The following is a 26,202-nucleotide window of genomic DNA, read 5'->3' as shown; positions in this document are numbered from 1 at the left end:
GCAAGACGGCGCGGGACCGTCAGACGCTCTCCGGTCTGACGGCGTAGATCTCGTGCAGTTCGGTTCCGGCCAGGCTCGGGTCCTGGCGCGTTCGCGCGTACAGACCGTGTCCGCTCAACAATTCGCGGCACTGGGCCAAGCGGTCGTCCCGCTCGTGCACCTCGGCGACGACGGCACGGATACGCGGCCAGTCCGCGGCGGCTATGCCGCGCAGGACATCGAGCTCCGCTCGCTCGACGTCGACCTTGAGCAAGCCGACCTCCGCGTTCCCGCCGTGCTCGTCGAGTATCGCCGAAACGGTGGTGACTTCGACCTCCATTCGCTCGCCTTCGTGCAGCCCGGCGGTGATGAGAGCGATCGCCTCGTCGTTCAGGCCGCTGTTGCGCAGGTAGATCTCGGTGGCCCGGTCGTCGGCCGCGCGGTCGGCGTAGAGACCCGAATTGGCCGACGCCCGTGGGTACCAGGTGAACGGCGCGCTGCCGGGCGCCGCGCCGACCGCGACCTGCAACGGCACGCCGTCCGGCACATGAGCGGCCATATTGCGCTGCAGACAGTCGAAGGTCGCCGGGGCCGGCTCGGCGGCGATCACCCGGACGCCGGGGCAGGTCTCGGCGAACATCATCGCGCTCAGCCCGATGTTCGCGCCGATGTCCAGTGCGATGTCCCCGGGACGCAGCAGCGCGGCCGCTAGCCGATAGAAGCCGTCGGTCGACATCTCGCCCCACAACATCCGCGCCTCGGCCGGACTGGTACAGGCGACCGTCCTGCCGTCCTCGAGCCGGAGTTGCTGGAGTTGATCGAGAGTCTTCAGCATGCGTTCGCGAACCTTTCGAGGATCGGGCCGATGACGGCCAGTGCGTGCGGATGGGTCAACTCGAGATGTCGTGCGTCGACGACCGTGTTGTGCAGATCGCCGGTGATGAACGGCCGCCACGTCCGCACGACGGCGTCGTGGTCCGTGCGGTCTTTTCCTGCGGTGAAGAAGATCAGATCGCCGTCGAAGACACCCGGCCGATGCTCCCTGGCGATATCGCTCGCGGTCCGGAAGCTCTCCATCACCCGATCGACCTGTTCGGCGGTGAACATCCCGGTGGCGGTCACCTGATCGCGGATCACCGCCCAGGCCTGCTCGTGGGTCTGCGCGGTCACCTCGGCGCCGAGGTCGAACAGCTCACGCCAGCCACCGAGCAGATCGGCCATCAGTTCGCTCGGCGCGGGCTCGTCCGCGGTGCCGCTCATCGCCGCGGCCAGCGCCTCGGAGTCGCCGACCGCGCTGTCCATCATGGCCAGCATGCCGACCTGCTGTCCTTCCCGCTGGAGCCGGACCGCGACGGCATGCGCGATCGCACCGCCCAGCGACCACCCCAGCAGGTGATACGGCCCGCTCGGCTGCACTCGGCGGATCTCGGCGACATAGCGTTCCGCGAGTTCGTCGACGGAACGCGCACCGGGTTCGCCCGCCACGACATGGGGATCCTGCAAGCCGTAGACCGGCCGGTCCTTGTCCAGATGTTCGACCATTCCGCCGTAGAACCACGCCAGCCCGCCCGCGGGATGCACCGCGAACACCGCGGGCTTCGGGCCGTGCGCGCGCAGCGGCAGCAATACTTGCAGCCCCGAACCGCCCGCCGTGCCGTCGGCCCGGGCCGCCAGGGCTTGCGGCGTCGCGTCGTCGAACATCCACGGCAACTGGATCGTCACGCCGCGGCCGCGCAACTCGGTCACCACCATGGTGGCCAGCAGCGAGTTGCCGCCGAGATCGAAGAAGCCGTCCGACGCCCCGACCCGCTGGACGCCGAGGACCTGCGCGTAGACGTCGCCGATCACCTTCTCCGTGTGGGTCCTCGGAGGCACGAACGCGGTCGTCGACTCGTCGAACTCAGGGTCGGGCAGTGCTTTTCGGTCGAGCTTGCCGTTGACCGTCAACGGCAGTGCGGGCAACACCATGATCGTCGCGGGCACCATGTAGCCGGTCAGCACCTGGGCGGCGGCCTCGCGGACCTCCGCCGGATCGATCCGCTCGCCGTCGACGCCGACGACGTAGCCGATCAGCTGATCGACACCGCGATCGTGCCGGTGCACCGTGACCGCGGCCTGGGTGACGAGCGGATGGCGCAACAGCGCCGACTCCACCTCGCCGAGTTCGATGCGGAAACCACGCAACTGCACCTGCGCGTCGGCCCGGCCCGCGTACGCCAACTCCAGCCCGCTCGCGGACTTCCGCCAGCGGCCGACATCCCCGGATCGATAGAGCCGGGCGCCGTCGGGATCGAAGGGATTCGCCACGAATCGGCCCGCGGTCAGTGCCGCGGCCCCCAGATATCCCCGGGAAAGCTGCCCACCGGCCACATAGATCTCTCCGGTGATACCGATCGGCACCGGACGCAGCCGGTCGTCGAGAACGTACGCCCGCAACCCGGGCAGCGGCACACCGATCCCGGCCGAGCTCGCCTGCGTCACTTCGGAGAACGTGACGTGCACGGTCGTCTCGGTGATGCCGTACATGTTGATCAGCCGTGGCATGCCCGGCGCGTGCGCGGCGAACCAGTCGTCCAACCGCGACGCGTCCAGCGCCTCGCCACCGAAGACGATATAACGCAACGCGAGATCTCCTGCCGGACAGCCGGATTCGCGATAGCGGCGCTCCGCGTCGACGAATCCGTAGAATGCCGACGGCGTCTGGCTCAGCACGGTCACGCCCTCCCGCGCCACGACGTCCACGAACGCCTCCGGCGACCGGGAGGTGTCGTAGTCGACCACGACCACCTTGCCGCCGGACAGCAGCGCGCCCCAGATCTCCCACACCGCGAAATCGAAGGCGTAGGAATGGAACATCGTCCACACGTCGTCGGGTCCGAGGTCGAATCGCTCGGCCGCATTGGTGAACAGGGTGACCGCTTCCCGGTGGCCGACCGTCACGCCCTTCGGGCGGCCCGTCGATCCCGACGTGTAGATCACGTAGGCTACGTTGCCCGGCCGCGCAGGCGACACCACCGAATCGAAGGCCGCCGCGTCGTCGTTCGCGCACTCCTCGATGAGCAGTACCGGCGCGGCGCACTCCGGCACCGCGGCGGACAGGTCCGCCGAGGTCAGAACCGCGGCCGGACGAGCATCGTCGAGCATGAAGCGCAATCGTTCAGGCGGATACGCCACATCCAGCGGCAGATATCCCGCACCCGCGCGCACGACGCCGAGCAGGCCGACGACCAGGTCCGCCGACCGCGGCAACGCCACGGCCACCAGCGATTCCGGACCCACTCCCCGCTCCGCCAGCCGAGCGGCCACCGCGGCGGAGCGCCGATCCAGCTCCGCGTAGGTCAGTTGCGACTCGCCGTCGGTCACCGCGACCGCGTCCGGTCGCGCGACGGCCTGGACGGTGAACAGCTCCGCGAGGGTCGTGTCCGGCACCGCGACCCCGGCGACACCGGCCGCGCCGAGCAGCTCGCGACGCTGCTGCGGGCCCACGAGGTCGATGTCACCGACGGCGACCTCCGGATCGGCGGTCACCTGCTCCAGGATCCGCACGAAGGCCGCCGCGAACCGGGTCATCGTCTCCTCGACGAAGAGATCGGTGGCGTAGGTCAGGCGACCTCGGATGCCCTCCGCCTGCCCACCGGCGCCGGAGCCTTCGACGAGATTCAGGTTCAGGTCGGCCTGCGCCGGTTCGAAGCCGTTCTCGACCGGCTCGACGGTGAGGCCCGGCAGTTCCAACGCGGCCTTGCTCAGGTTCTGCACATCGAGCGTCACCTGGTACAGCGGCAGATGGGCCGTGGACCTCGGTGGATTGATCGCCTCCACCACCTGCTCGAACGGCACGTCGGCATGGGCGAACGCCGCCAGATCCGTTTCCCGCGTCGCCGCGAGCAGCTCGGCGAACGACTGACGCGACGACACCCGTGACCGCAGCACGAGGGTGTTGACGAACATGCCGATCAGATCGTCGAGTTCACGCTCTCCGCGTCCGGCCACCGGAGCACCCACCGCGACATCGCCGACACCGGCCGACCGCGACAGCAAGACGGCCAGCGCGGCGTGCACGACCATGAAGACAGTCGCGTTCGCCGCGCGCGCCAGCGCGCCGATTCGTTCCCGCAACGCGGCGGAGATCTCGAAATCCACGGTCCGGCCACGCATCGACGCCACCGGCGGACGCGGCAGGTCGGTGGGCAGTTCGAGCAGTTCGGGCAGCCCGGCGAGAGTGTCCTTCCAGAAGCGCAACTGCCGGGACATGACCGAGCCCGGGTCGCGCTCGTCACCGAGTACATCGCGCTGCCAGAGCGTGTAGTCCGCGTACTGGACCGCGAGAGCGGGCCAGATCGGTTGTGTCCCTTGTCTGCTCGCCTGGTAGGCCACCGCCACGTCTCGCGCGAGCGGCATCATGGACTGCCCGTCGGCACAGATGTGGTGCACGGCGATGACCAAGACGTGCTCGGTGGCTCCGAGCCGGAACAACGCCATGCGCAGCGGAGGCTCCTGTGTGACATCGAAGCTCGCCGAGACGGTGGCGAGCACTCGCTCCATCAGCCGATCCGCCTCGATCGGTACGGCGGTCAGCCCGATCGTGACCTCTTCGACGGGGACCGCGACCTGATGTGGCGTCCCGTCGGTCATCGGGAATCTGGTTCGCAGTGACTCGTGCCGATCGAGGACCAGCTCGCACGCGCGCCGCAACGCGTCGATGTCGAGTTCGCCCGTCAACCGGATCACCAGCGGGATGTTGTACGCGCCGACGGAGGTGTCGAGCTGGTTGAGGAACCACATCCGCTGTTGTGCCGGCGACAACGGCACCAGCCCGGAGCGGGTGCGCGGCACCAGTGGCGCGCGGACCGTCCGCTCGGAGGCGTCCAGACGGGCGGCGAGTCCGGCAACCGTGGGCGCTTCGAACAGGTCGCGAACGCCCACGCTCACTCCGAGCGCGGTACCCAACTGAGCGGTCACCCGCGTCGCCGACAACGAGTTGCCGCCGAGGTCGAAGAAGCTGTCGCCCGCTCCGACCCGGTCGATGCCGAGGACGCTTCCGAAGACTTCCGCGACTTGCCGCTCGGTCTCCGTACCCGGTGCGGTCCAGGTCCGTGCCGCCGAGAACCGCGGCGCGGGCAGTGCCAGGCGGTCGAGCTTTCCGGTTCTGGTGAGGGGGAATTCGGTGAGCACCGCGCAGATGTCGGGCACCATGTGCGCGGGCAGCCGCAGCCGCGCGGCCGCCCTGATCTCCTCCGGATCCAGGTTCTCGGCGCCGACCAGGTAGCCGACGAGTCTGCCGACGCCGCGCTCGTCTTCGCGCAGCACGACGACCGCGTGTTCCACGCCGGGTTGCGCGGCCAGCACGGCCTCGATCTCACCGAGCTCGATCCGTTGACCGCGGATCTTGACTTGGAAGTCGCGACGACCGAGGTACTCCACGGTGTGCTCCGGCGTCCAGCGAGCCAGGTCGCCGGTGCGGTACATGCGGGATCCCGGCGCACCGAACGGGTTCGCGACGAACGCGTTCGACGTCGCCACCGGGCGGTTCACGTATCCGCGGGCCAGTTGCACACCGGCGAGATACAACTCGCCGACCACGCCCACCGGCACCGGCCGCAGCCAGGCGTCCAGCACGACGGCCTCGACGCCGCTGATCGGACCACCGATCGTGACGGCCGCACCGGGATGCAGCGGGCCACCGATTCCGGCCAGGATCGTCGTTTCGGTCGGGCCGTACCCGTTCAGCAGTCGCCGGCCCGGCGACCACTGTGTGACGATCTCCGGCGTCACGGCCTCGCCACCGGCCATCAGCACCCGCAGGCGATCCAACCCCTCCGGTGGCATCGTCGACAGCACGCTCGGCGTCAGGAAGCAGTGCGAGACGCGCTGCTGCCGAATGAATTCCGCCAGTTCGGGGCCGCCGAACACTTCCGGCGGCGCCACCACGAGTACCGCGCCGTTGGTGTGGGCCAGCAGCAACTCGAGGACCACGACGTCGAAACCGGGAGCGGACGCGTGCAGTACCCGCGACCGGCTGTCCGCGCCGAAACGGTCACGTTCCACGGCCGCGAAATTGGCCAGCCCCTCGTGAGTGACCGCGACGCCCTTGGGCGTCCCGGTCGAGCCCGAGGTGTACAGCACGTACGCGGTGTCGCGAACATGCGGCGTCCGTGTTCGATCCGTGTCGGTCACCGCGTCCGAGGACCGCGCCTCGATCGCTTTGCGAGTTTCCGGATCGTCGAGTACCAGCCGCCGGACGGGGCCGGAAACCAGCTCTCGCCACGCCTCGACCGTGACCGCGACCCGCACCTGCGAGTCGGCGACCATGTGCCCGACGCGTTCGGCGGGGTTGCGCGGATCCACGGGCAGGAACGCGGCGCCCGTCTTGGTGACCGCCCACATGCCGACCACGAGTTCCACCGATCGGGCCATCGCCAACGCCACCTGGTCGCCGGGGCCGACACCCCAGTCGATCAGCTCGCGCGCGACACGGTTCGACCAGGCGTCCAACTCGGCGTACGACATCGTGTGCCCGTCCGAAACGATCGCTGCCGCTTCGGGATCCACCGCGACACCGGCGGCCAACAGCTCAGCGAGGACCCGGGGCGCTGCGGCGGGTCCGCCGGTGGCGGGTACCAGGTCACGGCGCTCGGCCGCGGTCAGCAGGTCGACCGCGCCCAGCCGCGCGCCCGGATCGGTCGTGATGGCGCGCAGCACGGTCTCCAGCCGGGCGGCCAGACCGGCGGCCGTCGAGTCGTCCACGCGGGCCCGCTGGTAGCGGATCATGACGTGCAGCTGATCGGTCTGGTGCGCCTGCACCGTGATCGGATAGTGCGCTGCGTCGCTTCCGTCGGCCGCGACCACCCGCATGCCGTCGATGTCCGCGTCGCCGAGGCCGCTGCTGTCGACCGGATACGACTCGAAGACGACCAGCGTGTCGAACAGCTGGGCAGCGCCCGTGTCCGCCAGGATCCGGGACAGTTCGACGTCGTGGTGATCGAGCAGGCGGGCGTTGTCGGCCTGCAACCGCCGCAGCGCGTCCTCGATGGTCCAGGTTCGCGGGAGGTGCACGGCTACCGGGATCGTGTTGATGAACAAGCCGATCATCGATTCCACGCCGGGCAGGTCGGCGGGACGTCCCGACACCGTGCTGCCGAACACCACACGCTCGGTGCCGAGCAGGTTCCCCAGGACCACCGCCCAGGCGAACTGCACGATCGTCGACATGGTCACCGCCCGTGCCCGAGCGAATTCCACCAGTTCCGCGGTGACGGCACGATCCAGCACCACCGCCAGGTCGACCGGGATGCCGACCGTCGTGTGCGTGCGCGCGTCGGCGATCACCGTCGGTTCGGTGAAATCGCGCAGGACCTCCCGCCACACCTCGATGCCGGTCGACGGCTCGCGCCGATCCAGCCATTCCAGGTAGCCGCGGTACGACGCCGCGGCGGGCAGCAGCTCGGCCCGCGCACTCACCGCGTAGAGGCCGATCAACTCGCGCCACAGCAACGGCAACGACCAGCCGTCCAACAGCAGGTGGTGTGCCGTCAGCACCAGCCGGAAGTCCTGTGGCGCCACGGCGATCAGCAGGAACCGCAGCAGCGGAGGATCGGCGGGATCGAACGGGACCGCCCGCTCGGCCGCGATCAGCTCCTCGGGGGTCGTCGTGCCGTCGCGCAGATCGACCCGCCGCCAGCGCACGGCGGCGGCCGCCGGAATCACCTGCGCCGGAGTGCCATCGGCCGTGCGCACGAAGGCGGCTCGCAGATTCGGATGACGCTCCAGCAAGGCCGCGGCGGAGCGCTCCAGCCGATCCGCATCGACCACACCGGCGAGGGCGAGCGTCGATTGCGCGGTGTAGACGTCGAGGTCACCCGCGGCGAGTTCGGCATGGAACAGCAGTCCCGCCTGCAGCGGCGCCAGCGACCAGACATCGCCGAGCGCTCCGTAACGGTCGGCGAACCCGTCCAGGTCGGATTGTGTGACCTCGACGAGTGGAACGTCGGCGGGTGAGAAGCCCCAGTCCTCGTCCGCGAGGGCCGCGGTCGCGATCCCGGTCACCGCGCCGATCCATTCGTCGGCGAGTTCGGCCACGTCGTCGCGCTCGAACAGCCGGGACGCGTAGCCGATCCGCGCCGACAGGCGCGGTCCCGCTTCGGTGTCCACGATGTTCGCGTCGATCGTGACGGCCGCCGCCACGGGCATGTCGGGATCGAAGGCCGACCACCGGTCGAACGGCTCGTCGGTCGGAATCCACGCGAGGTCCGACAGCGTCGTGAGGTCGACGCCGACCCGGCCGAGATTGTTGAAACCGATCTGCGGCTCCGGCAGTGCCGCGAGCCGGTCGCGGGTGTCGGCGTGGAGGTAACGCAACAGGCCGTAGCCGATCCCCTTGTCCGGGATCACGCGCAACTGGTCTTTCACGGATTTCACCGCGGCACGCGGATCATCCGCATTCACCCCGCTCAGGTCGAGCGCCACGGGGTAGGTGTTGGTGAACCAGCCCACCGTGCGGGAGACATCCGCTCCCTCGGCGATCTGTTCCGCGCGGCCGTGCCCCTCCAAGAGGACTTTCACACCCGCGTGCGCGATACCGCGCCGGTGGCGCCAGCGCGTCGCCGCCACGGCCAGGCCGGCCAGCAACGCGTCGTCGACGCTGCCGTGCGCGGCCTTCGGCACCGCGTCGAGCAATGCCGAAGTGACGTCCACCGGGAGGGACACCGTCAGATGCCGCACGGTCGACTGGGTGTCGACGGCGGGATCGAGCACCGCGCTGCCGAGCAGCGGATCCGGCGCCGCACCCATCCGGTGCCACAGGTCGAACTCCCCGGCACGGGCCGCGGCGGCATCGGCCAGCGCGTGCGCCCATCGGCGCATCGATGTCCCTTGCGCGGGCAATTCCACCGTCCGTCCCCGCGTGACCTGCTGCCAGGCTGTCGCGAAGTCGGGAATCAGGATTCGCCAGGACACACCGTCGACCACGAGGTGATGGACGACCACGAGCGCCCGCGCCTCGGCGTCGAGGCCCGGTTCGGGCAGCAGGCACACGACCTGCACCATCCGGCCCGCCGCCGGGTCGAGGCGGTCCGACGCCTCGGCCAGCGCCGCTTCCACCACCGCGGTGAAACCGTCAGTGCCCGGGGTCTCATCCGCGCGGAAGGTGCGGGTCAGCACCACGTCCGCAGCATCCGCGGCCTCCGGCCGCGGCACCTCCAAGCACTGGTCGCGCAGCCGCGCGCGCAGCATGTCGTGCTGTCGCAGCACCGCCCGCACCGTCGCGGTCACGTCCTCGACTCGCGCGTCGCGCGGCAAGCGCACCAGCATCGACTGAGCGAACCGAGGAGCGGCGCCGAGACGCTCGGTGAACCAGGAAACCACCGGGGTGAACGGGATCTCGCCCCCGCCGCCACCAGGCAACTCCGCGAGCGAAGACCGTTCGGCGGCCGCGGCGACCCGCGCCAGGCCACGGACGGTCTTCTGCTCGAAGATGTCCCGCGCCGTCACGACGACACCTGCCGACTTCAACCGGGAAGCCAGCTGGATCGACAGGATCGAATCGCCGCCGAGGGTGAAGAACGAGGTGGAGACACCGACCGACGCGACGCCGAGAACATCCGCGAACGCGGCCGCGACGGTGCGTTCCAGATCGGTGGACGCCGCCTCCGCGTCATCTCCATCGGCGCCGAAGACCGGCTCCGGCAATGCTTTCCGATCCACCTTGCCGGTCGAGGTGATCGGCATGCGATCGAGCACGGTGAGCACCGACGGCACCATGTGCGCGGGCAATACCGACGCGACGTGTTCGAGCACGGTCTCCGGGTCGGCGACCGTCGCGGCTTCGGTCACGATGTACGCGGCCAGCACCGGGTGCCCGCCCGGCCCCGTGCGGCTGACGGTCACCGCGGCGGCCACCGCCGGATGCGTGAGCAGCGCCGCGTCGATCTCACCGAGTTCGATGCGCTGGCCACGGATCTTGATCTGGAAGTCGCTGCGGCCGACGTATTCGAGCGTGCGCCGCGTCGTCCAGCGGACGATGTCCCCGGTGCGGTACATCCGCCCGCCCGGCCTACCGTACGGATTCGCGACGAACGCACCGGCCGTCACCGCACGCCGGTTGAGATAGCCGCGCGCCAGCTGTGCACCCGACAGGTACAGCTCCCCCGCGACTCCGACCGGCACCGGGCGCAAGCGCGCGTCCAGCACCAAGGCCTCCGCGCCGCGAATCGGGCCGCCGATCGCGATCGGATCGCCCGGCAGCACCGGATCGCTCATCGTGATCACGATCGTCGTCTCGGTCGGGCCGTAGATGTTGTGCAACCGGCGACCTGGCGCCCAGGTGGCGATCAGCTCCGCGGGCACCATCTCGCCGCCGACCGCGAGCATCCGCACCGACTCGAGACCGGCGGGCGCCATGGTCGCCAGCACGCTCGGCGTCAGGAACGCGTGCGACACCCGATGCGTCCGGATCAGCGCGGCCAGATCCGGCCCGCCGAACACCTCCGGTGGCGACACGACCAACGCCGCGCACGCCGCATGCGCCATCAGCGCTTCGAGCAGCACCGCGTCGAACGCGGGCGCCGCCACTTGCAGCACCCTGGACGTGCCGTCGACCCGGTAGCGTTCGGTTTGCTCGGCCGCGAAGTTCGCCAACCCGGCATGGGTGACCACGACACCCTTGGGTGTTCCGGTCGAACCGGACGTGTAGATCAGGTAGGCGGCGTCCTCGATCCGCAGCACACGCCCGCGATCGGCATCGGTCACCGCCTCGCCGGACCGCGCCGTGATCTCCTGCGCCGTGCGCGGATCGTCGAGCATCAGCCAGCGCACCGCGTCCGGCAGCTCCCCGCGTGCGGTCGCGAGCGTGAGCCCGACGCGGACGCCGGAATCGCTCACCATGTGCGCGATCCGCTCGGCGGGGTAGCGCAGATCGACCGGGACGAACGTGGCGCCGGTCTTCGCGATCGCCCACATGGCGACGTGATACTCGATCGAGCGTGGCACGGCCAGCGCCACGAACACTCCCGGCCCGACTCCCTGGGCGAGCAGGTGACGAGCGAGCCGGTTGGCCCTGACGTCCAGCTCCGCGTACGTGAGGGCTTCGCCGTCCCCGATCAGGGCCACCGCCGCCGGAGCCGATGCCACGGCCGTCGCCAGCAGATCCGGCAGCAAGCAAGGCCGCGCGTCGTCGCCGCCCCGCGCGGGCACCAAGCGTTCGGTGTCGGCGGCGCTCAACAGATCGATGTGGCCGATCGCCCGCGCCGGATGGGCGGTGACCGCCTCGAGGACGCGGACGAACCTCTCCGCCAGTGCATGCGCGGTCGACTGGACGAAAAGATCGGTGGCGTAGATGATCTCGCCGTCGATTCCGGCGGGCCGATCGCCTTCGCGCCGCTCGGTCACCAGCACGGTGAGGTCGGCTTTGGCCTGCGCGATGCCGGGGTCCATGATCTCGACGTCGATTCCGGGCAGCTCGAATCGGGCCGCTCCGGTGTTCTGCAACCCGAACATCACTTGGAACAGTGGCGAATACGCCGTCGAACGCGGGCGGCCGATGACGTCGACGAGCCGCTCGTAGGGCAGGTCGGCGTGAGCGAGCGCTTCGAGGTCGACATCGCGCACTACGGCGAGAAGCTCCCGGAACGAGCGATCCTCATCGATGCGGGTCCGCAGCACCACGGTGTTGACGAACATGCCGACGAGATCGTCGAGTTCCGGCCTGCCGCGACCGGCGACCGGCGTGCCGACCGAGATGTCGTCGCTGTGCGCGGTGCGCGCCAACAGGATCGACAGGGCCGCGTGCAGGACGACGAACACCGTGACGCCCTCGCGGTGGGCCAGCCGCACGATGTCGTCGTGCAGCCGCGCGGGCAGCTCGAACCGGACGTTGCCGCCGTCGGTCGAGAGGGTGGCGGGGCGTGGCCGGTCCGTCGGCAGGGCGAGCAGCTCCGGGGAACCGTCCAGAGCGTCGGTCCAGTAATCGATCTGCCGCGCGATCAGCGACGCCGGATCGTCCTCGGAGCCGAGCAGCTCCTGTTGCCACATCGCGTAGTCGGCGTACTGGACCACCGGCGATTCCCACCGGGGCGGGTGGCCGCCCACCCGCGCCCGGTACGCGGCGAATACGTCGCGGGCGAGCGGAGCCATCGACGCCCCGTCGGCGGCGATGTGATGGACGACCACCACCAGCACGTGTTCCCGCGTCGCGGTGCGATACAACCGTGCCCGCACAGGTACCGATTCGGCGATGTCGAATCCCGCCTCGACCGCGTTCCGCATGCGGTCGGCGAGTTCCGTCTCGCCGACGACCGGCTCCGGTTCGAAGGCCATGTCCGCGGCGATCGTCGCGATCTCCCGCACCACCTGGCAGGGCTCGCCGTCGACGAGCGGATACACCGTCCGCAAGGGCTCGTGCTTGGTCACCACATCGAGGAACGCGGCACGCAGTGCCTCGGTGTCCAGCGGCCCGGTCAGGCGGGCCGCGAAGCAGATGTTGTAGGCCGCCGAGGAGGTGTCGAACTGGTTGAGGAACCAGATCCGCCGCTGCGCCGCCGCCAACGGGACCGCGCCGGTGCGTGGCCGCGCGGTCAGCGCAACAGCGGTGGATCCGGTCCGTGCCGAGATCCGCTCCGCCAGCGCGGCGATGGTCGCCGCATCGAAGACGTCCTTGATACCGACATCGACGCCGACGACCGCCTGGGCCCGCGCCGCGAGCTGAGCGGCCGACAGCGAGTTGACACCGATCTCGAAGAGATTCGCGGTCACGCTCACCCGTTCCGCGCCGGTGAGTTCGGCGACCAGACGCGCCAGCACCACCTCGCCGTCGGTGCGCGGCGAGACGAAGTCCGCCCCGTCGTCGAACACCGGCCCCGGCAGCGCCGACCGGTCGAGCTTGCCGTTGGCGGTGAGCGGCATCGCGTCGAGCACCTGCACGACGTCCGGAACCAAGTAGGACGGCAGCGTCCGGGTCAGCTCTTCGCGGATCGCGCGGCCGTCGGTGACCGCGCCCGGCGCCAACGTCACGTAACCGACGATGCGCTCCGTCGTCACGATGGCCACGGCACGCGCTACCTGCCCGCAGGCGCGCAGCGCGGCTTCGATGTCACCGGGCTCCACCCGCTGACCGCGCACCTTCACCTGGAAGTCGCCGCGCCCCAGGTATTCCAGCTCGCCGGTCTTGCGCCACCGGACCAGGTCACCGGTCCGGTACAGCCGCTGTCCCGCAACGCCGAACGGGTTGGCGACGAAGGCGCCGCAGGTGAGATCGGCGCGCGCGTGGTATCCGCGCGCCAATTGGACACCCGAGACGTACAGCTCCCCGACGACCCCGACGGGCACCGGCCGCAGCCGCGAATCCAGCACGTAGACCTTCATGCCGCCGGCGGGCGCTCCGATCGGCACCGCCGCGACGGCCGACGCACCCGGCGCGCACGGCTGCGCGGTGACCACCTCCGCCTCCGCGGGCCCGTACCAGTTCACCAGCTCCGCGTGCGTGAAGACGTGCGCCGCGGCGTCGACCGTGCGCTGCGCCAGCGCCTCACCCGCGACGAACACCCGCCGGATCGAGGGCAATTCCGCGACCCCGGCCGATTCCAGCAGGACATCGAGCATCGACGGGACGAAGTGCACGGTGGTGATCTCGTGCCGTGCGATGACCTTCGCCAGGTGAACGGGATCGCGATGTCCGCCCGGTTCGGCTACGACGATGTGCGCGCCGGTCTGCAACGGCCAGAACAATTCCCACACGGCGATGTCGAACGTGATCGGCGTCTTGTGCAGCACCGCGTCGGACGTTCCGTGCGGCCACCGCTGCTGGGCCCATGCCAGCTGGCTCACGGTGGCGGCATGGGTCAGCGCCACGCCCTTGGGCGCACCGGTGGACCCGGAGGTGAACAGCACATAAGCCAGATGGTTCGGCCGCAGCGGTGTGCGGCGCTCCCCGTCCGTGATCCGAGCGCCGGACAGACCGGTCACGTCCAGCCGGTCGATCCGCGCGTACTCGAATCCGTCGGGCAGGCCCTGGCCGTCGTCCGCGGTCGTGAGCACCAGCAGAGGATCGGCCGCGCCGAGGACGTGCGCGATCCGCGCGCTCGGGTGATCCGGGTCGATGGGCAGGAACGCGGCGCCCGCCTTCACGACCGCGTACAGTGCCGTGACCAGCTCGGCCGATCGGCGGACGGCCACCGCCACGATCGTCTCCGGCCCGGCACCGCGCCCGATGAGCCAGCGAGCCAGCCGGTTGACGCGTGCGTCGAAATCCCGGTAGGTCGACGTACTTCCGTCCGGAAGCCGCAGCGCCGTGGCGTCCGGGGTGCGCGCGACCTGTTCGTCGAAGACGTCGACGAGCGTCCGGCCCGGTGCGGCGGAGCCACCGGTGTCGTTCCACCGCTCCAGCACTCGGGACCGCTCCGCCTCGTCGAGCAGGCCGATCTCTCCGACGGTGGTCTCGGCATCGCGGGCCGCGGCGTCGAGGACCTGGACGAACCGGTCGGCGAAGCCGCGCACCGTGTCCTCGTCGAACAGATCCGTGGCGTAGGTCAGGCGCAACGTCATGCCGGTCGGCTCGTTGTGCGTGCCGTGGCCTTCGCTGATCATCAGCAACAGGTCGTAGATCGCCGCGCTGTCGCAGGGATCCACGTTCTCCACGGTGAGTCCCGGCAGTTCGACGCGAGCCCGGGTCATGTTCTGGTAGGCCAGCAGCACTTGGAACAACGGCGTATGCGCGGTCGATCGCACCGGGTTCAGCGCGTCCACCAGTTGCTCGAACGGCACGGTGGCGTGATCGAACGCCTCGATGTCGGTGCGCCGCACCTGGTCCAGCAGACTCGCGAACGTCTGGTCGAGCGTGACCCGCGACCGCAGCACCAAGGTGTTGACGAACATGCCGACCATGTGGTCCAGCGACCGGTCGCCCCGGCCCGCGTGCGGCACACCGACGGTGACGTCGTCGCTGCCGGACAGCCTCGACAGCAGCACCGCCAGGGCCGCGTGCACCACCATGAACGTGGTGGCACCGGAGCGCCGTGCCAGCGATTCCACCCGGCCTTGCAGTTCACCGGGTATGGCGACCTGGATCACCGCCCCGCGCTGGGATTGCTCGATCGGCCTCGGCCGGTCGCTCGGCAATTCGAGCAGCTCCGGTACGCCCGCGAGTTGCGTTCGCCAGTAAGCGATGTCGCGGGCCACCGGCGAGTCCTGGTCGTCCGCGGAACCGAGGACCGCTCGCTGCCACAAGGCGTAGTCGGCGAACTGCACCGGCAGCGGCGCCCAATCCGGCGCGGTACCGCCGGAGCGCGCCCGGTACGCCGTCACCAGGTCGGCCGCCAGCGGGGCCACCGAGAAGCCGTCACAACTGATGTGGTGCGCGGCCAGCGCGAGCGTCCACGCCTCGTCGGACAATTGGTACAGCGCCACCCGCAGCGGCACACCCTCGGCCACGTCGAATCCGGTGCCGCAGAATTCGGCCAGCCGGTGCGGCAGTTCCCGCTCACCGACGGCCTGCGGGGTGAGATCGCAGGTCGCGAGCACGTCTTCGGCGTTCAGCACGACCTGGGTGGGCGTGCCGTCGACCGCGGGATACATCGTGCGCAAGCTCTCGTGCCGCTCGAGCACATCGCCGACAGCGGCCGTCAACGCGGCCGGATCGAGCGCGCCTTCCAGCCGGATCGCCAGTGGCACGACATATCCGGGCGCGGCGGGGTCGTACTGGTTGAGGAACCACATCCGGGTCTGCGCGTGCGACAGCGGGATACGGTCCGGCCGCGTGACCCGCGTCGGCGCGGGCAGACTCGGGACCGCGCGCAACTGGGCGATGCGCTCGGCCAGCCCCGACACGGTCGGCGCCTCGAAGATCGCGCGCACCGGAATGGTCACGTCCACGACGTCCCCGATCCGGCTCAGCGCGCGCGTGGCGACCAGCGAGTTGCCGCCCAACTCGAAGAAATCGTCGTCCGCGCCGATTTCGGGGCGGTCGAACAGTTCCGCGAAGACCGCGGCGATCGCTTGTTCGATCAGACCTCGCGGCGCCCGGAACTCGGTGTCCTGGGCGCTCGGGTCCGGCTCGGGCAACGCTCGATACTCCACCTTGCCGTTGGCATTGAGGGGAATCGAGTCGATCCGGGTCACCGACGACGGCACCATATAGGCGGGCAGCCGGTCCAGCAGCGAATTCCGTACCTGCCGGGCGTCGAGCGCGCCATCCGCGACGACGTAGGCCACCAGCCGCTGCTCGCCGCCGTCGCCGCGTACCTGCGCGACGGCCGCGCGCACCTGCTCGTGCGCGAGCAGCGCCGCTTCGATGTCGCCGAGTTCGATCCGCAGGCCGCGCACCTTCACCTGCGTGTCGGCGCGGCCGATATAGCGCAGGTTGCCGTCGCCGTCCCAGCGCACGAGGTCACCGGTGCGGTAGAGACGCGCGCCGTCCGCGGCGCCGGAGGGGTCGGCGACGAACGTCGCGGCCGTCAGGTCCGGGCGTTCGTGGTACCCGCGGGCAAGCTGCACGCCGCCCAGGTACAGCTCGCCGGTGACGCCGACCGGCACGGGATGCAGCCGCGAGTCCAGCACGTGCACCGTGACATTCGCCTCGGGCACGCCGATCGGCACGGTCGTGCCTTCGACCACGTCGATCCGGTGCGCGGTGACGCTGACCGCCGCTTCCGTCGGGCCGTACAGGTTGTCGATGCGGGCGTCGCTGAAATCCCGGAAGCGGCGCGCGATCTCTGCGGACAACGCCTCACCGATGCACAGTACGCGCCGCAGGTCCGGGAACTGATCCGGAGTTGCCACCTCGAGGAACGCCGCGAGCAGCGACGGGACGAAATCCACCGTGGTCACGTGATACTCGGCCATCAGCCGGGCGATCTCGCGCGGATCGCCGTGCGCGTCGGGACCGGCGACCACCAAGGCAGCGCCGCAGGTCGGCGCGGAGAACAGCTCCCAGACGGAGAGGTCGAACGTCACCGGGGTGCGCAGCAGCATGACGTCGCCGCCACCGAGCCGGTAGTGATCGCGCATCCAGCGCAGCTGATTCACCACCGCGGCGTGCGGAACCGCCACGCCCTTGGGCACACCCGTCGAACCGGAGGTGTAGATGACGTAGGCCAGATCGTCCGGGCGCAGCGGCCGGATCCGATCGGCATCGGTCAGCGCCGACGCGTCCAGGCGCTCGGCCTCCAGCTCGCCGAGCGTCCAGACCGGCACGTCGCCGGGCAGACTCGCCCGGTCGGGCGTACGGGTGAGAATCGCGGCGGGACGCGCGGTGGAGAGGACGGAGCTCACCCGGTCGGCCGGATGGTCCGGGTCCAGTGGCAAGTAGGCCGCTCCCGCCGCGTGGATGGCGTACAGCGTGGCCAGCAGGTCCACCGAGCGGCGCATCGCCACCGCCACAATGGTCTCCGGTCCGATGCCGCGCCGGATCAGCGCGCGGGCCAGCGAATTCACCCGTGCCCCGAATTCCCGGTAGTCGAGCCGGGCACCACCGGCGGCGTCGAGCACCGCCGGGTGTTCCGGCGTCGCGGCCACCTGTGCGGCGAACAGGTCCGCGATCGTCGCTGACGGAGCCTGCGTCCGCACGCCGCTCGACCGGGCCGCGATCCGGTGCGCCTCTTCGGCGGTCAGCAGATCCATGTCGCCGATGGCGCGGGTGGGGTCACCGACGATCGCGCGCAGCAACAGCAGATAGCGGTCGAACATCGACTCGACCGTCGACTCGTCGAAAAGATCCGTCGCGTAGCCGAATTCGACCGCCATGTCCCCCGGCTCGCCATCCGCCGCCAAGGCGTCGACCAGATTCAGGTGCAGGTCGTACTTCGCCACGCTCGGATCGGCCATCCGCGCCGAGACCGTCAGGCCCTCGAACCGCACCGTGGGGATCTCGATGTTCTGGAACGAGAAGCCCACCTGCGTCAACGGCGCGTGTGCCGTCGAGCGCGGCGGATTCAGCACCTCGACCAGACGCTCGAACGGGATGTCGGCGTTCTCGAAGGCGGCCAGGTCGGTGGCCCGGACCTGGTCCAGGATCCGGACGAAGGACGCGCCGGGTTCGATGTACGTCCGCAACACCAGCGTGTTGACGAACATCCCGACCAGGCCGTCCAACCCCGGCTCGCCACGACCGGCGATCGGTGTGCCGACCGCGATGTCCCCGGTACCGGACAACCGCGCCAGCAGCGCCGCGTAGGCGGCGTGCATCACCATGAAGACCGTCGCGTCGTGGCTGCGGGCCAGCGCGATCACCTCGCGGTGCAGATCCGCGGGAAGGGTGGCCGAGACCGTCGCGCCCCGGAACGACTGCTTCGCGGGCCGCGTACGGTCGGTGGGCAGATCCAGTACCTCGGGCAGATCGGCGAGAGCCGCGATCCAGTACCGGGTCTGGGCGACGGTCGGACTGTGCGGATCGTCCTCGCTGCCGAGCAGCTTCCGTTGCCACAGCGCGTAATCCGCGTACTGCACCGGCAACGGGGCCCACTGCGGCGCTTCGTTCCCGACCCGGGCACGGTAAGCGGCCATCAGGTCCGCGGCCAGCGGCGCGAGCGAGGACCCGTCGAAGCTGATGTGATGGACCACGAGCACCAAGGCATGCTCGTCGGCCGCGCTGCGCAACAACGCGACCCGGAACGGAACCTCGGTGGTGACGTCGAAGCCCACAGCGACCTCGGCGGCGACGCGCGCCTCGACCGCACCGTCCGCGACCGCCACCGGCGTCAGCGGCGGCAGCGCCGTCGGCACCGACACGATCATCTGGTGCGGCCCGCTGTCGCTGTCGGGGTACACCGTGCGCAGCGCCTCGTGCCGTTCGAGCACATCCGCGATCGCCGCGTGCATCGCGGCCACGTCGAGGTCTCCCGACATCCGCACGACCAGCGGGATGTTGTACACCGGTGAGCTCGTGTCGAACTGGTTGAGAAACCACATCCTGGCCTGGGCGGGTGAGAGCGGGATCCGGTCCGGGCGCTCCTGCGGCACCAGCGGCGCCCTGGTCGCCGCGTCGGCACTGCGCAGGCGCTCCGCCAGCGCCCCGATGGTCGGCGTCTCGAAGATCGCGCGCAGCGGCACCTCGACGCCGAACGCACCGCTGAGCTGCGCGGCCGCGCGGGTGGCCGACAGCGAGTTGCCGCCGAGATCGAAGAAACCGTCGAGCACGCCGACGCGTTCGACGCCCAGCACGCCCGCGCAGATGTCGGCCACGATCTGCTCGGTGGCGTTGCGCGGCGCGACGAACTCCACGGCGGGGGCGAATTCCGGTTCCGGCAGGGCGGCGCGATCGACTTTGCCCACCGACGACAGTGGGAGCGTGTCGAGCACCATGACCGTGTCCGGCACCATGTGCGACGGCAGGCGTTGCGCGGCATACCTGGTCAGTTCCGCGGTATCGACCACGCCGTCGGCGGGCACCACGTACGCCGCCAGGCGCGACCCGGTCTCGGCGTGCACGCCCACCACGACGGCTGCCGCGACGGTGGGGTGCCCGGCGAGGACGGCTTCGATCTCGCCCGGTTCGATGCGCTGTCCGCGGATCTTGACCTGGAAGTCGGTGCGCCCCAGGTACTCCAAGGTGTGGTCGGCGGTCCAGCGCGCCAGGTCACCGGTGCCGTACATGCGGGTGCCCGCGGGACCGTACGGGTTGGCGACGAACGTGGCGGCGGTCGAGGCGGGACGATTGAGGTACCCGCGCGACAGCTGCACGCCCGAGACGTACAGCTGTCCGGTCACCCCGACCGGGACGGGCCGCAACCGCTCGTCGAGAACCACCGCGTCGACGCCGCGGATCGGGCCGCCGATGGTCACCGGGTCGCCGACGCACAGCGGATCGCTGATCGCCACCATGATCGTGGTCTCGGTCGGCCCGTACCCGTTGTGCAGCCGACGCCCCGGCGCCCATACCGAAACCGTCTCGGCCGATACCGCTTCTCCGCCCGCCACCAGCACCCGCAGCGAATCGAGTCCGGCGGGCGACATCGTCGCCAGCACGCTGGGCGTCACGAACGCGTGCGAGACCTCTTGTGCGCGAATCAATTCCGCCAGCTGCGCCCCGGCGAACACCTCCGGCGGCGAGACGACCAGCACCGCGCCGTTGGCGTGCGCCATGAGCAACTCGAGCATCACCGCGTCGAAGCCGGGCGCCGCCACCTGCAACACGCGTGACCTGCGATCCACCCGATACCGCTCGCGCTGCTCGATCGCGAAGTTCGCCAAGCCCTCGTGAGTGACCGCCACGCCTTTCGGCCTGCCGGTCGAGCCCGAGGTGTACACCACGTAGGCCGCGTCGGCCACACGGCAGGCCCGCACCCGTTCCGCGTCGGTCACCACAGCCGGGGACTGCGCCGCGAGGAACGCCTCGGTGCCAGGATGGTCGAGAACCAATTGCCGCACGTGACCGGGAAGCATGCCGCACGACGCCTCGACGGTGAGCCCGACCTCGATATTCGCGTCCGCGACCAGGTGCGCGACCCGCTCGCTCGGATAGCGCGGATCGACCGGCACGAACGCGGCGCCTGCCCGCGCCACCGCCCACACACCGACCACGAACTCGACCGACCGCCCCATGGCCAGCGCGACCTGATCCCCCGGCCCCACCCCCCAGTCGATCAGGACCCGTGCGAGACGATTCGACCAGTCGTCCAACTCCCCGTAGGAGAGCACGCGATCCCCCGCCACCACGGCAGGCGCGGTGCGTTCACCCACCAGCAACACATCCGCCAGCACCCGGGGCGGCTCGGCACGACCACCGGAGGCAGGGACCAATCCCAGACGCTCGACTCCCGACAACAAATCCACGTCGCCGACTCGGGCCCGTGGATTCGCCACGAACGCGTCGAGCACCCGATTCAGTCGTTCGGCGAGCTCTTCGACGGTCTCCCGATCGAACAGGTCTGTCGCGTAGTTGACGCGCAGCGCGACATCGCCGCCCGCGGCAGTGTTCTCGGCGACGGTGACGATGATGTCCACCTTCGCCGGTTCGGCGCCGGGGTCCAGCAGCTCGACGGTGAGCTCGGACAGCTCCAAGTTCGCCCGGTCCATGTTCTCGAACGCGAGATACACCTGGCACAGCGGCGCGTACGCCGGGGACCGCTTCGGATGCAGTTCGTCCACGACACGTTCGTAGGGCAGGTCGCTGTTGGCGAAGGCGTCGACGTCGATGCCCTTGACCCGTGTGAGGAACTCGGTGAACGACTCCTCGGCGGACACCTCGGTACGCAATGGCACGGTGTTGACGAACATGCCGATGAGCGGCTCGAGCGCGCGTTCGCCGCGACCGGCGACCGGCGTGCCGATGGTGATGTCCGCCGAGCCCGACATCCGCGCCAGCAGCACGGCCAGGGCGGCGTGGACGACCATGAACGTCGTGACGTTGGCCGCGCGCGCCAGCCGCTCGATTCCGGCGAAGGTCTCCGCGGGGATCACCGTGTCCGCGACGTCGCCGCGCATGGTCCGGCGGGCCGGACGCGGCCGGTCGGCCGGCAGCTCCAGGACCGGCGGCATCCCCGCCAAACGCTGCGACCAGTACCGCAATTGGCGGGCCGCCCGGGAATCCGGGTCGTCCGGGTCGCCGAGCAGGCTGCGATGCCAGACGCTGTAGTCGGCGTACTGGACGCTCAGCGGTTCCCAGTCCGGGATCTTCTTCTGCGCCCTCGCCTCGTAGGCGACGGCGACATCCGCCGCGAGGGGCCGCAGCGACGATCCGTCGCAGCAGATGTGGTGCAGGACCACCGCCAGGACATGCCGCGTGCGGTCGGCGGTCGCGAGCAGCGCCACCCGGATCGGAGCGCGTTCGCGCAGATCGGTCCCGACCGAAACCAGGTCGCGGATTCGGCCCTCGATCTCGTCCGGGTCGGTCGGCCGCGGCGTCAGGTCGAGCCCCGCGACAACCTCGTCGGCAGGCAGAATCACTTGTGTCCCTTCGCCGTTCACCGCGGGGTAGACGGTGCGCAGCGATTCGTGCCGGTCGATCACGTCGGTCAGCGCGGCACGCAGCGCCGCCGCGTCGAGACGTCCGGTGAGCTGGACGATCAGCGGAATGTTGTAGGCGGCCGAGGTAGGGTCGGTCTGGTTGACCAGCCACATCCTGTTCTGCGCCGGCGCGAGCGGAATGGGATCGGGTCTGCCCGCCGCCCGCAGCACGGGCCTGCCGGAACGGTGTCCGTCCTCGATGTGCGCGGCGAGTTCCGCGATGGTCTGCTTGACGAACAGGTCGCGCACCGACACATCGCACCGGGTCGCTTCCGCGATACGCACCGCCGCGCTGGTCGCGGTGATCGAGTTGCCGCCGAGGTCGAAGAAGCTGTCGAACACGCCCACCCGGTCGGTGCCGAGCACCTCGGCGAAGACGTCCGCGATCGACTCCTCGACGACCGTGCGGGGAGCGACGTAGGCCGCGGCCGAATCGAATACCGGCTCGGGCAGTGCCCGGTGATCAACTTTGCCGTTCACGGTCAGCGGCACCGCGTCGATCACGACGACGCTCGACGGCACCATGTACTCCGGCAGCATCCCGCCGACGTGGGTGCGCAAGTCGTCCGGCTCGCAGGTGGCGCCGACGGCGGGTACGACGTACCCGACCAGCCGGGCAGCCTCCGTGCCGGGCAGATGCACCACGACGACCGCCGCGGCGACGCTGTCGTGGGCCAGCAGGGCGTTGCGGATCTCGTCCAGCTCGATCCGGAACCCGCGCAACTGCACCTGCTGGTCGGCGCGGCCGCGATACTCCAGTTCGCCCCGGTGATTCCAGCGCGCCACGTCGCCGCTGCGGTAGAGACGCCTGCCCGCACCGCCGAAGGGGTCGGCGACGAAACGTCCCGCGCTCAACGCCGGTCGGTTGAGATAGCCGCGAGCCAGCTGTGTTCCCGCGACGTAGATCTCGCCCCATGCTCCGAGCGGGCACGGACGCAACCGCTCGTCCAGGACATAGGTTCGCAGGCCTGGCAATGCCGGGCCGACCGTGCTCGGCGCGCCCGGGACGGCGACGTCCGGCGTGAGGGCGGTGTAGGTGACGAAGACGGTGGTCTCGGTGATGCCGTAACTGTTGGCCAGCACCGGCAGGTCCGGGTTGTGCTCGTACCAGTCGGCCAGCCCGGCGGGATCGAGAGCTTCGCCGGACAAGACGACCAGCCGCAGCGACAGTTCACCTTCCGGCTCTCCCGCGTGCGCGTACCGCTGGCGCGCGGCCGCGAACTGATAGAACGCCGACGGCGTCTGGCTGAAGACGGTGACCTTCTCCCGCGCCGCCAGGCGCACCACGTCGTCCGGCGAACGGGTGGTGAGGCTGTCCACGACCACGATCCGGCCGCCGGTGACCAGCGCGCCGAAGATCTCCCAGACCGAGTAGTCGAAGGCGAAGGAGTGGAACAGCGTCCAGACGTCGTCGGATCGAATCCCGATCTCCGCGCACGAGTTCACCAGGTAGGTGGACACGGCACGGTGCGTGATCGATACGCCCTTCGGTCGGCCGGTCGACCCGGACGTGTAGATGACATAGGCGAGGTGATCGGGAAGCAACGGGCCGGTCCGATCGGCATCGGTGATCGGGTCGGCGGCCTGCTCCGCGGCGAGAACGTCGTCCAACAGCACGACGCGGCCGGGATCGCCCGGCACGTGCTCGCGCATGCCCCGCGTGGTCACCACGGCGATCGGGTTCGCGTCGTCCAATACGTATTCGAGCCGCTCGGCCGGATGGGCGGTGTCCAGCGGAAGGTACCCCGCGCCCGATTTCAGCACGCCGAGCACGGCGACGATCAGGTCGGCGTCGCGTGGCATCGCGATGGCCACCAGTGCTTCCGGTCCCGCGCCGAGTGCGATGAGCCCGCGGGCGAACCGGGTGGATCGTTCGTCGAGCTCGCGGTAGGTGAGAGTGGTCGCCTCGGACGTCACGGCCACCGCGGACGGAGTCGCCGCCGCTTGCCGGGTCAGCAGATCCACCAGTGTGGCCGAAGGGGATTCACCGTCGCGACCGGCGAGTTCCTCGACGATGCGCAATTCCTCGGCGGGGCCGACCAGCTGGATGTCACCGATGCGGGTGTCCAGGGACGAGTCCATCATCCGCTGCAGGAAATCCAGGAACCGGTCGGCGTGCGACTCGAGTTCGTCCTGCCCGTAGAGGTTCGGATTGCCGTGCAACTCGATGAGCAGCGGCGCGTCCGCGCCCGAGCGGTACAGGTTGAGCTGCAGATCGTCGAGCGCGCCCGAGGTCAGCGCGCGGTAGCGGCCGACGGCCGAGCCGAGGCGAATCTCCGAGTCGAAGAACAAGATGTTCACGATCGGGCCGAACGAGTTCGCCGACGAATCGATCGCGGCCGAGTCGCGGCGCAGATCCTCGAACCGGTACAGCTGGTGGCGCATGGCCGAGACGAGCTCCGACACCGAGGCGCGGACCAGCTCCTCCACGGTGGTCGAATGGCGCACGGCGAAACGAATCGGCACCATGTTGGCCAACATCGCGGCGGAGTTGCGCAGGCGCTTGGTCACCCGGGCGGTCACCGGAAGCGACAGCGCGACATCCTCGGTGCCGGTCATCCGGGCGAGAAACGCCGCGAACGCCGCTATCACCACCTGCGCGGCGGATGCGTTCACCTCATCGGCGAAGCGGTCGAGCCGGTCGGACAGGTGCGCCGGGAGCTGCAGGCCTGCGACGCGGTCCACCTTGCCGGAACGTGCCGTTCGGCCGGACAGGCTCACCGGTGTCGGCAGATCGGAAACCTTGTCCAGCCAATACTTTTTGTCCGCCTGGTACCGCGAGCCGGCTCGATAGACGCGCTCCGCTTCGACGATGTCGTGCAGACTCGCCGCGTCCAGCCGCGTCGGTGGCCTGCCTTCCAGCTGCGCGTTGTAGTGCTCGGCCATTCGGGTGAGACTGTTGAAGGCGCCGTACCCGTCGACCACCAGATGATGCGCGCGGCCGTACCAGAAGTAGTGGTCCTCGCCGACCCGGATCAGCCTGGTCCGGGTGAGCCGGTCGCGACTGAGATCGACCGCCTTCGTGTTGTAGTCGCGGCGCATCCACTCCATCGCCGCCGCGACCGGATCCTCCGCATCGCTGAAATCCAGCACCGGCTCGTCGTAGATGATGCCGCGGTCCACGAATTGATAAGGGCGTCCGTCGGATTCGATCACCCGCACCACGAGGGACTCGGTTTCGTGACCGCCGTCGTTCACCGCGCGGGTGAACGCGTCGTGGTCCACCGGGCCATCGATCTCGACGTAGTGTGCGATGTTGACAGCCGGTCCACCGGGCACATGATCCGCGAGCCACATGCCGTACTGCGCGCTCGAGAGCGGAATCAATCCCGGTTCGCCATCGGCGGTTCCGTCTGACTTCAGATGCATCGCATGACCCCTTATTCCTACCCGGACGCGCGAAGGCATGGCGGAACCACGCAGGCTCACCGCGTCCGAAATCTGGCTTACATATGCACTTGGTCTACTGAGAAGCGGCGTACCCCTGCTGTTCGCCGCGCCGTTCAGGTTTCGCGTGTAGCTCGATCAGCCGGTTCCCGGCATCCGAATCGGACACCATTGTGGCCGCTACGGCGGCTCCCACACCTCCTGTTTGTCGGCATTTCCAGTCGTCTCAAAATCTGAAAACAGAACTTTTGAATCTGTGGTGGAGCATCGACACTCTGGTGGGACAAGCTATCTGACAGCAGCCTGGCTGAGTCTAGTCGTATCAAACCTCTCGACCCCGCACGGAAGGCGGTGTTTCGGATCCCGATTCCAGCGACGCGGACCCGTGGCACATCTCGGACGGCGCCACTACTTCGATCGCGCATCCCCGAAGAAGATCCTGGTTCAGGGCCATGTAACCGAGGAGAGACACCTGCGATCGGGCATAGTACATGCCGGGTCAGGGGCGGAATCAAGCCGGTATGTCCGCGGCCGCCCAGACGGCCGAGCGAGGGGCCGCAGTACCTCCCCTCCTATGCCTTCGATCGACAATGAATTACCGGTAGGCGGTTATAGCAATAAACTGGCAATCTCACTTGTGATCGCCAATAGACACCACTTCCATCAATCGACGCGGCGTGCCGACAATTCCATATGAGTGCCCATTCCGCTACACCCGAACAATCTGTCCCGGGTACCGTCTCGCAGCACATACTTCCGTTCGGCAGCGCGCTCATATCGGGCGATGAATTGTTTCCACGCTTCCGGGTGCGCCGAAGATCGCTGCCGGACAGAGGCGGTCCCCCCCCCTCCAGCGGCAGGTCGGCGTTGTCGACGAGGGAACGGGCGGCGACGTCGGCGGCCAGCAAC

General features: G+C 69.6%; 2 protein-coding genes. Both read right to left on the bottom strand.

The annotated features are described in order from the left end of the window. Positions 1-19 precede the first annotated feature (19 nt). Entirely contained in the window at positions 20-814 is a 795-nt protein-coding gene (locus tag ACWESM_RS28465; protein WP_452494329.1) for an FkbM family methyltransferase, read from the bottom strand. Next, positions 808-25,275, bottom strand: coding sequence for a non-ribosomal peptide synthase/polyketide synthase (locus ACWESM_RS28460; protein ID WP_452494327.1), 24,468 nt, complete (start codon positions 25,273-25,275; stop codon positions 808-810). Before ACWESM_RS28460 ends, ACWESM_RS28465 begins: the two co-directional genes overlap by 7 nt. Between the last annotated feature and the right edge of the window lie 927 nt (positions 25,276-26,202).

Source organism: Nocardia sp. NPDC003999, assembly GCF_053604885.1.
This window is presented reverse-complemented; position numbering and strand designations above follow the sequence as displayed.

Excerpts from the sequence above, each read along its gene's own strand:
- ACWESM_RS28465 (WP_452494329.1), bottom strand. The coding sequence starts at position 814 with ATGCTGAAGACTCTCGATCAACTCCAGCAACTCCGGCTCGAGGACGGC.
- ACWESM_RS28460 (WP_452494327.1), bottom strand. The coding sequence starts at position 25,275 with ATGCATCTGAAGTCAGACGGAACCGCCGATGGCGAACCGGGATTGATT.